The 12,137-nt window shown below is 72.6% G+C and carries 12 protein-coding genes; 11 read left to right on the forward strand and 1 reads right to left on the reverse strand.

Translation table 11 applies throughout. The annotated features are described in order from the left end of the window. Positions 1-155 precede the first annotated feature (155 nt). The 10 genes from ACZ4W9_RS16490 to ACZ4W9_RS16535 all read left to right on the forward strand — a co-directional run bounded on the left by ACZ4W9_RS16490 (position 156) and on the right by ACZ4W9_RS16535 (position 8,480). Entirely contained in the window at positions 156-1,121 is a 966-nt protein-coding gene (locus tag ACZ4W9_RS16490) for a Rossmann-like and DUF2520 domain-containing protein (protein ID WP_467936146.1), read from the forward strand. Further along, the gene (gene panC, locus ACZ4W9_RS16495) at positions 1,118-2,110 is read left to right on the forward strand and encodes a pantoate--beta-alanine ligase (protein WP_467936148.1); all 993 of its coding nucleotides are present in this window, start codon (positions 1,118-1,120) and stop codon (positions 2,108-2,110) included. Before ACZ4W9_RS16490 ends, panC begins: the two co-directional genes overlap by 4 nt. Beyond that, complete coding sequence (locus ACZ4W9_RS16500; protein WP_467936150.1) at positions 2,107-3,828, forward strand: L-aspartate oxidase; 1,722 nt, start codon at positions 2,107-2,109, stop codon at positions 3,826-3,828. Before panC ends, ACZ4W9_RS16500 begins: the two co-directional genes overlap by 4 nt. A 5-nt stretch (positions 3,829-3,833) precedes the next feature. Next, on the forward strand, positions 3,834-4,811 hold the full coding sequence (gene nadC / locus ACZ4W9_RS16505; protein WP_467936152.1) for a carboxylating nicotinate-nucleotide diphosphorylase: 978 nt from the start codon (positions 3,834-3,836) through the stop codon (positions 4,809-4,811). Positions 4,812-4,816: 5 nt separating this feature from the next. Then, complete coding sequence (locus tag ACZ4W9_RS16510) at positions 4,817-5,614, forward strand: type III pantothenate kinase (protein WP_467936154.1); 798 nt, start codon at positions 4,817-4,819, stop codon at positions 5,612-5,614. A gap of 128 nt (positions 5,615-5,742) precedes the next feature. Continuing rightward, positions 5,743-6,393, forward strand: coding sequence for a hypothetical protein (locus ACZ4W9_RS16515; protein WP_467936222.1), 651 nt, complete (start codon positions 5,743-5,745; stop codon positions 6,391-6,393). Between the two features lie 151 nt (positions 6,394-6,544). Continuing rightward, positions 6,545-6,721 carry a hypothetical protein gene (locus ACZ4W9_RS16520; RefSeq protein ID WP_467936156.1) on the forward strand — a complete coding sequence of 59 codons (177 nt, stop codon included), beginning with the start codon at positions 6,545-6,547 and terminating at the stop codon, positions 6,719-6,721. 253 nt (positions 6,722-6,974) lie between these two features. Then, a complete protein-coding gene (locus ACZ4W9_RS16525; protein WP_467936158.1) occupies positions 6,975-7,397 on the forward strand; it encodes a BlaI/MecI/CopY family transcriptional regulator in 423 nt (140 codons plus the stop codon). A 9-nt stretch (positions 7,398-7,406) separates the two neighbouring features. After that, positions 7,407-7,940: an amino-acid N-acetyltransferase gene (locus ACZ4W9_RS16530; RefSeq protein WP_467936160.1), complete on the forward strand. Its 534-nt coding sequence runs from the start codon at positions 7,407-7,409 to the stop codon at positions 7,938-7,940. 204 nt (positions 7,941-8,144) lie between these two features. Then, positions 8,145-8,480: a histone-like nucleoid-structuring protein Lsr2 gene (locus ACZ4W9_RS16535; protein ID WP_030751806.1), complete on the forward strand. Its 336-nt coding sequence runs from the start codon at positions 8,145-8,147 to the stop codon at positions 8,478-8,480. Here the strand turns inward: ACZ4W9_RS16535 and ACZ4W9_RS16540 are convergent. Next, the gene (locus ACZ4W9_RS16540) at positions 8,459-9,127 is read right to left on the reverse strand and encodes an SCO3374 family protein (RefSeq protein ID WP_467936162.1); all 669 of its coding nucleotides are present in this window, start codon (positions 9,125-9,127) and stop codon (positions 8,459-8,461) included. The genes ACZ4W9_RS16535 and ACZ4W9_RS16540 overlap by 22 nt on opposite strands. Positions 9,128-9,557: 430 nt before the next feature. On the opposite strand from ACZ4W9_RS16540, the gene ACZ4W9_RS16545 reads away from it, so the two are divergent. Next, complete coding sequence (locus ACZ4W9_RS16545; protein WP_318202086.1) at positions 9,558-12,083, forward strand: ATP-dependent Clp protease ATP-binding subunit; 2,526 nt, start codon at positions 9,558-9,560, stop codon at positions 12,081-12,083. The last annotated feature ends 54 nt before the right edge of the window (positions 12,084-12,137 follow it).

Consider the following 12,137-nt stretch of genomic DNA (forward strand, 5'->3'; position numbering starts at 1 on the left):
CGCCCCACGCGCGCGTGGGCGCTCGGATTTCCGCCCGGAGGTGTGGACAAACCCACAGCCTGTGGACGACCGGCCGCCGCCGCACCCGATAGCGTTAACATGACGAGAAATCGTCCGGTACCCAGAGCGGACTGGAACGGGAAGGCCTCCGTCGCGTGAGTACAGTCCACCAGCCAGACCTCAAGGACCGCCCCGCGCGGCTCACCGTCGGTGTCGTCGGCGCCGGCCGCGTGGGCCCCGCGCTGGCCGCGTCCCTCCAGCTCGCCGGGCACCGCCCGGTGGCCGTCTCCGGAGTCTCCGACGCCTCCCGCAGGCGCGCCGAGGCCATGCTCCCGGGCGTTGCGCTGGTGCCGCCCGCCGAGGTGCTCCAGCGCGCCGACCTGGTCCTGCTCACGGTCCCCGACGACGCCCTGCCCGGCCTGGTCGCCGGCCTCGCCGAGACCGGTGCGGTGCGGCCGGGACAGCTGCTGGTGCACACCTCCGGCCGCTACGGCGCGAGGGTCCTCGACCCCGCCCTGCGCGCGGGCGCCCTGCCGCTGGCCCTGCACCCGGCGATGACCTTCACCGGCACCCCGGTGGACGTCCAGCGCCTCGCGGGCTGCTCCTTCGGCGTCACCGCGCCGGAGGAACTGCGGCTGGCCGCCGAGGCCCTGGTGATCGAGATGGGCGGCGAGCCGGAGTGGATCTGCGAGGAGAACCGCCCGCTGTACCACGCGGCCCTCGCCCTCGGCTCCAACCACCTGGTGACCCTGGTCGCCCAGTCCATGGACCTGCTGCGCACGGCCGGCGTGGGCGCCCCCGACCGGATGCTCGGCCCGCTGCTCGGCGCCGCCCTGGACAACGCGCTGCGCTCCGGTGACGCCGCCCTGACCGGGCCGGTCGCGCGCGGGGACGCCGGCACGGTCGCCGCGCACATCACGGAACTGCGCAAGCACGCCCCGCAGACCGTGGCCGGCTATCTGGCGATGGCGCGCGCGACCGCCGACCGCGCGCTCGCCGGCGGCCTGCTGAAGCCGGAACTCGCCGAGGACCTCCTCGGGGTACTCGCCGACGGGTGCCGCACGGGCCACGGCACCGACGGCACCGACGGCACGAACGGCATCGAGGGGAACGACCGATGACCACCGCCCTGCTGAGCACCGCCGAAGAGCTGCACGCGCGCGTGCGCCACGGCCGCCGCGCCGTCGTGATGACCATGGGCGCCCTGCACGAGGGCCACGCGACCCTGATCCGCTCCGCGCGACGGATCGCGGGCCCGGACGGCGAGGTCGTCGTCACGGTCTTCGTCAACCCGCTCCAGTTCGGCGCGGGCGAGGACCTGGACCGCTACCCGCGCACCCTGGACGCCGACCTGGAACTGGCCGGGCGGGCTGGCGCGGACGCCGTGTTCGCGCCCTCCGTGGACGAGGTGTACCCCGGCGGCGAGCCCCAGGTGCGCGTCAGCGCCGGCCCCATGGGCGAGCGCCTGGAGGGTGCCGCGCGGCCCGGCCACTTCGACGGCATGCTCACCGTCGTCGCCAAGCTGCTGCACCTCACCCGCCCCGACGTCGCCCTGTTCGGGCAGAAGGACGCCCAGCAGCTCGCCCTGATCCGGCGCATGGTGCGGGACCTGAACTTCGGCGTCGAGATCGTCGCCGTACCCACCGTGCGCGAGGAGGACGGGCTCGCCCTGTCCAGCCGCAACCGCTATCTGTCGCCCGGGGAGCGCCGGACCGCGCTCGCGCTGTCCCGCGCGCTGTTCGCCGGCCGGGACCGGCACGCGGCCCAGGAGGCGCTGCGCGCGCGGGCCCGGGAAGTGCCCTCCACGCACGCGCGTGCCGAAGCGCTCAGCGCCATAGGCGAGTCCCGCGCCGCCGCCGACGCGCACGCCGTGGCCACCGCCGTGCCCGGCGGCCCGGCGGCCGTGCGCGCCGCCGCCCAGCAGGTCCTGGACGAGGCACTCCGCCTCGACCCGCCGCTGCGGCTGGACTACCTGGCGCTGGTCGACCCCGCCGACTTCACCGAGATCGGCGACGACTTCACCGGCGAGGCCGTCCTCGCCGTCGCCGCGCGGGTCGGCTCGACCCGGCTGATCGACAACCTCCCCCTCACCTTCGGAGCCGCCTCGTGACCAGCACAGGCATACGACTGCACGCGCCCGCCCCCGGCTGGGCCATCTCCGCGGACGTGGTCGTCGTCGGCTCCGGTGTGGCCGGCCTGACCGCGGCCCTGCGCTGCGAGGCCGCCGGTCTCACCACCGTCGTGGTCACCAAGGCGCGGCTCGACGACGGCTCCACGCGCTGGGCGCAGGGCGGCATCGCCGCCGCCCTCGGCGAGGGCGACACCCCCGAACAGCACCTGGAGGACACCCTCGTCGCCGGCGCGGGCCTGTGCGACGAGGAGGCCGTACGGACCCTCGTCACCGAGGGCCCCGACGCGGTCCGGCGGCTGATCTCCACCGGCGCCCACTTCGACACCGACGACGGGGGCGGCATCCACCTCACCCGCGAGGGCGGCCACCACCGGCGCCGCATCGCGCACGCCGGCGGCGACGCGACCGGCGCCGAGGTCTCCCGCGCCCTGGTGGAGGCGGTCCGCGCACGCGGGCTGCACACCATCGAGAACGCGCTCGTCCTGGACCTGCTGACGGACGCCGAGGGCCGTACGGCCGGGGTCACCCTGCACGTGATGGGCGAGGGCCAGCACGACGGCGTGGGTGCCGTGCACGCCCCCGCGGTGGTCCTCGCGACCGGCGGCATGGGCCAGGTGTTCTCCGCGACCACCAATCCGTCGGTGTCGACCGGCGACGGCGTGGCGCTGGCGCTGCGCGCGGGCGCCGAGGTCTCCGACCTGGAGTTCGTGCAGTTCCACCCGACCGTGCTGTTCCTCGGCGCGGGCGCCGAGGGCCAGCAGCCGCTGGTCTCCGAGGCCGTGCGCGGCGAGGGCGCCCACCTGGTCGACGGCGACGGCGTGCGCTTCATGGTCGGCCGGCACGAGCTGGCCGAGCTGGCGCCCCGGGACATCGTCGCCAAGGGCATCCTGCGGCGGATGCTGGAGCAGGGCGCCGAGCACATGTACCTGGACGCGCGGCACTTCGGCGCCGAGATGTGGGAGCAGCGCTTCCCGACCATCCTGGCCTCCTGCCGCGCCCACGGCATCGACCCGGTCACCGAACCCATCCCGATCGCCCCGGCCGCCCACTACGCCTCCGGGGGCGTGCGCACCGACGCCCACGGCCGCACCACCGTGCCCGGCCTGTACGCGTGCGGCGAGGTCGCGTGCACCGGCGTGCACGGCGCCAACCGGCTCGCCTCCAACTCCCTGCTCGAAGGGCTCGTCTACGCCGAGCGGATCGCCGCCGACATCGCCGCCGCGCGGGCGGACGGCGCCCTCGACGCGCGCGTGCCCGTGCCGGTCCCGCAGCCGGACCGGCCCGCGCACCCGCTGCTCGCCCCCGAGACCCGGTTCGCCGTCCAGCGGGCCATGACCGAGGGCGCGGGCGTCCTGCGCTCCGAGGAGTCCCTCGCCCGGGCCGCCGACCGGCTCCAGTGGCTGCACGCCGAGGCCCGGGAGGCGCTGGAGGAGAACGGCAAGACCGCCGAGCCCGGCGTGGACACGTGGGAGGCGACCAACCTCCTGTGCGTGGCCCGGGTGCTGGTCGCCGCCGCCCGGCTGCGCGAGGAGACCCGCGGCTGCCACTGGCGCGAGGACCGCGCCGACCGCGACGACGCCCACTGGCGGCGCCACATCGTCGTACGGCTGAATCCGGACCGGTCGCTGGCCGTACGCACCACCGACACCGCAGACTTCCCCCCTACCCGGCAATCCCAGCGCCCCCAGGAGCAGTGACAGACGTGAGCACCGACGACCTTCCTCTCGCCCCGACCGGCGGCTGCGGCGACGGCTGCGGCTGCGGCGCCGAGGGCGACGAGGAGTACCTGGAGTGCGGGCTGGACCCCGCGCTCGCCGAGCTGCTGGCCGCCGCCGGGCTCGACCCGGTCGAGGTCGAGGACATCGCGACCGTCGCCATCCAGGAGGACCTGGCCGGCGGCGTCGACGTGACCACGGTCGCGACCATCCCCGAGGACGCGGTGGCCACCGGCGACTTCACCGCGCGCGAGGCGGGCGTCGTGGCCGGCCTCCGGGTCGCCGAGGCCGTGCTCTCCGTGGTCTGCACGGCCGAGTTCGAGGTCGAGCGGCACGTGGACGACGGCGACCGGGTCGAGGCCGGGCAGAAGCTGCTGTCGGTCACCACGCGCACCCGTGACCTGCTCACCGCCGAGCGCAGCGCGCTGAACCTGCTGTGCCGGCTCTCCGGCATCGCGACCGCCACGCGCGCGTGGGCGGACGCGCTGGAGGGCACCGAGGCGCGCGTGCGGGACACCCGCAAGACGACCCCGGGCCTGCGCGCGCTGGAGAAGTTCGCCGTCCGCTGCGGCGGGGGCGTCAACCACCGCATGTCGCTGTCCGACGCGGCCCTGGTGAAGGACAACCACGTGGTGGCCGCCGGCGGCGTCGCGCAGGCGTTCACGGCCGTGCGGGAGGCCTTCCCGGACGTGCCGATCGAGGTCGAGGTCGACACCCTGCACCAGCTGCGCGAGGTGGTGGACGCGGGCGCCGACCTGATCCTGCTGGACAACTTCACGCCCGGCGAGTGCGAGGAGGCCGTCGGCATCGTCGGCGGCCGGGCGCTGCTGGAGGCCTCCGGCCGGCTGACGCTCGCGAACGCGCGCGCGTACGCCGGCACGGGCGTGGACTTCCTGGCCGTCGGCGCGCTCACCCACTCCTCGCCGATCCTGGACATCGGCCTGGATCTGCGCGAGGCGGAGTAACGGCCATGCTGCTCACCATCGACGTCGGCAACACGCACACCGTCCTCGGTCTGTTCGACGGCGAGGACATCGTCGAGCACTGGCGCATCTCCACGGACGCGCGCCGCACGGCGGACGAGCTGGCGGTGCTGCTCCAGGGCCTGATGGGCATGCACCCGCTGCTCGGCGAGGAACTGGGCGACGGCATCGACGGCATCGCGATCTGCGCGACCGTGCCGTCGGTCCTGCACGAGCTGCGCGAGGTCACCCGGCGGTACTACGGCGACGTACCCGCCGTCCTGGTCGAACCGGGCGTGAAGACGGGCGTGCCGATCCTCACCGACAACCCCAAGGAGGTCGGCGCCGACCGGATCATCAACGCGGTCGCGGCCGTCGAGCTGTACGGCGGCCCGGCGATCGTCGTCGACTTCGGCACGGCGACGACGTTCGACGCGGTCTCCGCGCGCGGCGAGTACGTCGGCGGGGTGATCGCGCCCGGTATCGAGATCTCGGTGGAGGCGCTCGGCGTCAAGGGCGCGCAGCTGCGGAAGATCGAGGTGGCCCGGCCGCGCAGCGTGATCGGCAAGAACACCGTCGAGGCCATGCAGGCGGGCATCGTGTACGGGTTCGCCGGCCAGGTCGACGGCGTGGTGGAGCGGATGGCCCGGGAGCTGGCCGGCGACCCGGACGACGTGACGGTGATCGCCACGGGCGGGCTCGCGCCGATGGTGCTGGGGGAGTCCTCGGTGATCGACGAGCACCAGCCGTGGCTGACGCTGATCGGGCTGCGCCTGGTCTACGAACGGAACGTGTCCCGGCTGTAAGGGGCTCGGAGGGCCCGGACGGGGGAACCGGGGAGCGACACGCGGCGAAAAAACATCCTGTTGTGTCGCTTTTGTCCGATTAGCGCTAGCGTCGCCGCATGCCCACGCCATACGGATCCCGCGGCGGCATGGCGTTCGGCGCGGAGGAGCTGCGTGTGCTCCGCCGTGCCCTCGCCCTCGCCCTCCACCCCGGCCACGCCTCCGCCGAGGACGTGCAGGACTGCCTCCGGCTCGCCGACTCGCTGGACGAGGCGTTGTGCGAGGGGGCCAGGCTGCGCGCCTTCCTGGTGGCCGACCTGGGCCGCTACCGGGCCGCTCTGCCGGGTACGGCCGCCGGTTACCTCGTCCTGCTGGAGGAGGCCCTCGGAGCCGGGCACCGTCCGACGCCCGACGATCTCGCCGCGCTCCGGGCGCTGCGCGGGAACCGGGTGGCGGCGGCGCTGCTGGACCGCTGCCGGGCGCTGGCCGGGCAGGACGTACGGGCACGGTTCGCCCAGGGGGCGCGCAGGGTGCCGGCGCCCGCCGTGCCGGCCGCGCGGACGCGGCTGCTGGCCCTCGCGGGCGGGGCGGGGGAGTCCGGGGCGCGGCAGGGCGCCGTGGCGGCCGGGGAGCCGCCGAAGCCGGCGGAGAAGCCGGCGCCCGTGCCCCCGGAGGAGCGGCCCGGTGCGGAGCCGGGGGCACCCAAGCGGCCCATTCCCACGCCGGGCGAGGTCTTCCCGCGCCGCAAGCCGGCACCGCCCGCCGGGCCGGCGGCTCCGCAGCGGCTGGCCGCGGTCTGAGGCGCCCCGCCCCGCCGGGCGGTTCACCGTTCACGGCGTGCGGCCGGCCGGGGCGGGCGTTTCCGCGGTTGTCGGTGGGGCTTGTGGTGCGTGGGGGTGGTTCGTCGCACCCCGGGCCTTTCGCGCGGGTCGCCGTGGCTACTCTGGAGGCATGGACTACGTCTCCGCGCTCGTGCCCCCGGTCGTCATGGCCGCGTTCTTCATCGGTGTGGTCAGGGTGATCGTGAAGACCCAGGGCGGGGCCGCCAAGGCCAAGGAGGACGCGGCCGTCGACGCCGCCCTCGCCCGCGTGGACGGCGCGCCCACGCGCCCCGCCGCCGACGTCTGAGCGGCCCCGGCCGGACGCGGACCCGGGTGGGACCCGGCCGCGCGGGACGCCCGCGCGGCCGCCGTGCGCTGCCCGGCGGCGTCGTCCGCCCCGGTGGGCCCGGCACCCTCGCTCGCAAGGCCCCGCTTCCCCCTCGACGCGCCTTTTTGTTCGGGTTTGCCGTCTTAGCGCACGTCCGGCACGCCATTGACCGGTTCTCCCACTATTGTTCTGAGCTGTGCCTCGCCCATTGGGAGAACTCGAAGACGCGGTCATGACGCGGGTGTGGAAGTGGAACCGCCCGGTGACCGTTCGAGAAGTCCTGGAAGACCTCCAGCAGGAACGCTCCATCGCGTACACCACCGTGATGACCGTTTTGGACAATCTCCATCAGAAGGGCTGGGTGCGCCGTGAGGCGGAAGGCCGGGCCTATCGATATGAGGCCGTGTCGACACGCGCCGCGTACGCCGCCGCCCTGATGAACGACGCCTGGTCCCAGAGCGACAACCCCGCGGCCGCTCTCGTCGCGTTCTTCGGCATGATGAGCGAGGAACAGCGCCAGGCCCTCAGGGACGCCGTACGCATCGTCCAGGGGCCGGAAGAAACCCGGGAAGCCGCCGAAGCCCGGCAACGGGAAGCGCCCGAAGCCCGGCAAGAGGAGAACCCCGGCTCGGCAGAGGGCGCCGGCGGGCGATAGCGTCCGCTCATGTCAGCAGAGCGTGCCGAAGTCTCCGCAAAAGCCATCACCGTCCGGCGGGCCCGGACCAGCGATGTCCCGGCCGTGCGCCGCCTCCTCGACGCCTACGTCCGCGACCGCATCCTGCTCGACAAAGCCACCGTCACGCTTTACGAGGACATCCAGGAGTTCTGGGTCGCCGAACGCGACGACAACGCCGAGGTCGTCGGCTGCGGCGCGCTGCACGTCATGTGGGAGGACCTGGCGGAAGTGCGCACTCTCGCGGTGAAGCCCGGCCTCAAGGGCGCCGGCGTGGGACATCGGTTGCTGGAGAAGTTGGTGGAGACCGCGCGCTGGCTCGGCGTTCGCCGGGTTTTCTGCCTGACCTTCGAAGTGGACTTCTTCGGGAAGCACGGCTTCGTGGAGATCGGGGAGACGCCGGTCGACACCGATGTGTACGCGGAGCTGTTGCGTTCCTATGACGAGGGCGTCGCGGAGTTCCTCGGTCTCGAACGAGTGAAGCCGAACACCTTGGGCAACAGTCGGATGCTTCTGCATCTGTGATCGTCATTGCCAGCGGTGCCCTATGTCCGAAACGCGCATGTTTCCGGGCCGGGCCGGGGTGCCGGGGCACTCCCGAGGGTTTGTGTTTTTCCGGCAAAAGCGGTTTGCTTTCCGACGTACTGCAGTACTGCATATAACAGGGGCGGCGAAACGGCGGACGCCGCACACCCCTGGTCCTCAACGTTATCGATGAAAGGAAATGCGGTGGCACAGAAGGTTCAGGTCCTTCTTGTCGACGACCTCGACGGCGGCGAGGCGGACGAGACCGTGACGTTCGCGCTGGACGGCAAGACGTACGAGATCGACCTCACGACCGCCAACGCGGACAAGCTGCGCGGTCTCCTCGACCCCTACGTGAAGGGCGGGCGCCGTACCGGGGGCCGTGCTTCCGGCGGGCGCGGAAAGGCGCGTGCCGCTTCCGGCGGCAACCAGGACACCGCGGCCATCCGCGCCTGGGCGAAGGAGAACGGTTACGAGGTCAACGACCGGGGCCGCGTTCCCGCGTCGATTCGCGAGGCCTACGAGAAGGCCAACGGCTGATCCCGCCGGCCGGCGGAACGCCCGGCGCACCCGCGCCGCAGCCGGACCCGGTGACAGTGCGCTGCCACCGTGTCCACCAGCCGTACGAGATCGGGGGCGCTCCCCTCGCGCCCCATGGCCGGCACGGCCGTCACACCGGGCACGCCCGGCATGGCCGGCAGCGAGGACCCGACGTCCTCGCGCCCCGGTCCGGGGGGCCGCAGCCACACGGCGGCCCCCTGCGCTGACCCGGCCCGCCCGCACCCGGCCGGCGCCGGGGCGCACAGCGTGCCGCCCGGTCCCAGGGCCCGCAGGTCCAGGGACACCGGACCCCATTCCAGCCACTCCAGCAGTCCCGGCAGCTCCTCCGCGCCGCCCGGAGCCACCAGCAGCTCCATGCGATCGCCCCGGAGGATCACCGGGGAGCCCGGCGCGAGATGCCGCAGCGCCCGCGCGCCCGCCTCGGCCGGCACGTCCAGCACGTCGAACCGCACCCCCGTGACCAGCCGCAGCGGCCGTCCGGGCGCGGTCGGCCAGCCCAGTTCGTTCTCGTACCAGTGCCGGGCCCGGGCGTCCGGGCCGGCGCCCGGGCCACCGGGCGGCGCGGCCGCCACGACGGGCCGGCGGGGCGGGGGGACCGAGGTCGTCACGGGGACGGAGCCAGCCATGCCCACTGCAACCGCGGGAGAGGCGTCAGGGTTACGCTGGGTGCCTCGTCGGCCGCGCTGAGTGCCGGAAGAGGGGGCGGGTGGGGGCCGGGGGCCGCGCAAGGCTGTTCGCCCGTAGCGGAGGGAACCGGTGCGCGCGGCATGGAGTGTCAGTCCCTGCGGGTAAGACATCCCTAGTGGGAGGGGGCGACACGCAGAACGGGCCGTCTCACGTTCGCCAACGGCGTACTGGCGAGTGGGGTAACTGCCTGGCCTGCGGGAACATCGTCTCGCACCATCGGGTTGGAGCAGATGTCGGCGCACACGGTCAGGAGGCCATCGACGGTGTCGGCAGTTGGAATGAGCGGTCCCCGCTTGCGGGACTAAGCTGCGGAAGGACAGGGAGGGGAAGTTCCCCCCACTGCCTGACCGCTCTGAGGAGCGATTAACGATGTTCGAGAGGTTCACCGACCGCGCGCGGCGGGTTGTCGTCCTGGCTCAGGAAGAAGCCCGGATGCTCAACCACAACTACATCGGCACCGAGCACATCCTCCTGGGTCTCATCCACGAGGGCGAAGGTGTCGCCGCTAAGGCCCTGGAGAGCCTCGGCATTTCGCTTGAGGCGGTCCGCCAGCAGGTGGAGGAGATCATCGGTCAGGGCCAGCAGGCTCCGTCCGGGCACATCCCCTTCACCCCCCGTGCCAAGAAGGTCCTGGAGCTGTCGCTCCGCGAGGCCCTTCAGCTGGGCCACAACTACATCGGCACGGAGCACATCCTGCTCGGCCTGATCCGCGAGGGCGAGGGCGTCGCCGCCCAGGTCCTGGTCAAGCTGGGCGCAGACCTCAACCGGGTGCGGCAGCAGGTCATCCAGCTGCTCTCCGGTTACCAGGGCAAGGAGACCGCCACCGCGGGCGGCCCGGCCGAGGGCACCCCCTCGACCTCTCTCGTCCTGGACCAGTTCGGCCGGAACCTCACCCAGGCCGCTCGCGAGTCCAAGCTCGACCCGGTCATCGGGCGCGAGAAGGAGATCGAGCGGGTCATGCAGGTGCTGTCCCGCCGCACGAAGAACAACCCGGTCCTCATCGGTGAGCCGGGCGTCGGCAAGACCGCCGTCGTCGAGGGCCTCGCCCAGGCCATCGTCAAGGGCGAGGTGCCCGAGACCCTCAAGGACAAGCACCTCTACACGCTGGACCTCGGCGCCCTGGTCGCCGGCTCCCGCTACCGCGGTGACTTCGAGGAGCGCCTGAAGAAGGTGCTCAAGGAGATCCGCACCCGCGGCGACATCATCCTGTTCATCGACGAGCTGCACACGCTGGTCGGTGCGGGTGCCGCCGAGGGCGCCATCGACGCGGCGAGCATCCTCAAGCCGATGCTGGCCCGCGGCGAACTCCAGACCATCGGTGCCACCACGCTGGACGAGTACCGCAAGCACCTGGAGAAGGACGCGGCCCTGGAGCGCCGCTTCCAGCCCATCCAGGTCGCCGAGCCGTCCCTGCCGCACACGATCGAGATCCTCAAGGGCCTGCGCGACCGGTACGAGGCGCACCACCGCGTCTCCATCACGGACGAGGCCCTGGTCCAGGCGGCCACCCTGGCCGACCGGTACATCTCGGACCGCTTCCTGCCGGACAAGGCGATCGACCTGATCGACGAGGCCGGTTCCCGGATGCGCATCCGCCGGATGACCGCTCCGCCGGACCTGCGCGAGTTCGACGAGAAGATCGCCGGCGTCCGCCGGGACAAGGAGTCCGCGATCGACTCGCAGGACTTCGAGAAGGCCGCGTCGCTGCGCGACAAGGAGAAGCAGCTCCTGGCCGCGAAGGCGAAGCGGGAGAAGGAGTGGAAGGCCGGCGACATGGACGTCGTCGCCGAGGTCGACGGCGAGCTGATCGCCGAGGTCCTCGCCACGGCCACCGGCATCCCGGTCTTCAAGCTGACCGAGGAGGAGTCCAGCCGCCTGCTCCGCATGGAGGAGGAGCTGCACAAGCGGGTCATCGGCCAGAACGACGCCGTCAAGGCGCTGTCGAAGGCGATCCGCCGTACTCGCGCCGGCCTGAAGGACCCGAAGCGTCCGGGTGGTTCGTTCATCTTCGCCGGCCCGTCCGGTGTCGGTAAGACCGAGCTGTCCAAGGCGCTCGCCGAGTTCCTCTTCGGTGACGAGGACGCCCTGATCTCCCTCGACATGTCGGAGTTCAGCGAGAAGCACACGGTCTCCCGTCTCTTCGGCTCGCCCCCCGGCTACGTGGGCTACGAGGAGGGCGGCCAGCTGACGGAGAAGGTCCGCCGCAAGCCGTTCTCGGTCGTCCTCTTCGACGAGGTCGAGAAGGCCCACCCGGACATCTTCAACTCGCTGCTGCAGATCCTGGAGGACGGTCGCCTGACCGACTCCCAGGGCCGGGTCGTGGACTTCAAGAACACGGTCATCATCATGACGACCAACCTCGGCACCCGGGACATCTCCAAGGGCTTCAACCTCGGCTTCGCCGCCGCGGGTGACACGAAGACCAACTACGAGCGCATGAAGAACAAGGTGTCGGACGAGCTCAAGCAGCACTTCCGCCCCGAGTTCCTCAACCGCGTCGACGACGTGGTCGTCTTCCCGCAGCTCACGCAGGAGGACATCCTGCGGATCGTCGACCTCATGGTCGGCAAGGTGGACGAGCGCCTGAAGGACCGGGACATGGGCATCGAGCTGTCCCAGTCCGCCAAGGAGCTGCTGTCCAAGAAGGGTTACGACCCGGTGCTGGGTGCCCGGCCGCTGCGCCGCACGATCCAGCGCGAGATCGAGGACACGCTCTCGGAGAAGATCCTCTTCGGCGAGCTGCGTCCCGGTCACATCGTGGTCGTGGACACCGAGGGCGAGGGCGACGCCGCCACCTTCACCTTCCGCGGTGAGGAGAAGTCGGCCCTGCCGGACGCCCCGCCGATCGAGCAGGCCGCGGGTGGGGCGGGTCCCAACCTGAGCAAGGACGCGTAAGCCTCCGGCGGTTCGACCGAACTGAAGGGGCCGGTGCCTGTGGGCACCGGCCCC

The organism is Streptomyces sp. NPDC029296 (assembly GCF_055569255.1).

What these genes read in the sequence shown, in the direction of transcription:
- panC (WP_467936148.1), top strand. Translation starts at nt 1,118, where the DNA reads ATGACCACCGCCCTGCTGAGCACCGCCGAAGAGCTGCACGCGCGCGTG.
- ACZ4W9_RS16510 (WP_467936154.1), top strand. Translation starts at nt 4,817, where the DNA reads ATGCTGCTCACCATCGACGTCGGCAACACGCACACCGTCCTCGGTCTG.
- ACZ4W9_RS16515 (WP_467936222.1), top strand. Translation starts at nt 5,743, where the DNA reads ATGGCGTTCGGCGCGGAGGAGCTGCGTGTGCTCCGCCGTGCCCTCGCC.
- ACZ4W9_RS16520 (WP_467936156.1), top strand. Translation starts at nt 6,545, where the DNA reads ATGGACTACGTCTCCGCGCTCGTGCCCCCGGTCGTCATGGCCGCGTTC.
- ACZ4W9_RS16525 (WP_467936158.1), top strand. Translation starts at nt 6,975, where the DNA reads ATGACGCGGGTGTGGAAGTGGAACCGCCCGGTGACCGTTCGAGAAGTC.
- ACZ4W9_RS16530 (WP_467936160.1), top strand. Translation starts at nt 7,407, where the DNA reads ATGTCAGCAGAGCGTGCCGAAGTCTCCGCAAAAGCCATCACCGTCCGG.
- ACZ4W9_RS16540 (WP_467936162.1), bottom strand. Translation starts at nt 9,127, where the DNA reads ATGGCTGGCTCCGTCCCCGTGACGACCTCGGTCCCCCCGCCCCGCCGG.
- ACZ4W9_RS16545 (WP_318202086.1), top strand. Translation starts at nt 9,558, where the DNA reads ATGTTCGAGAGGTTCACCGACCGCGCGCGGCGGGTTGTCGTCCTGGCT.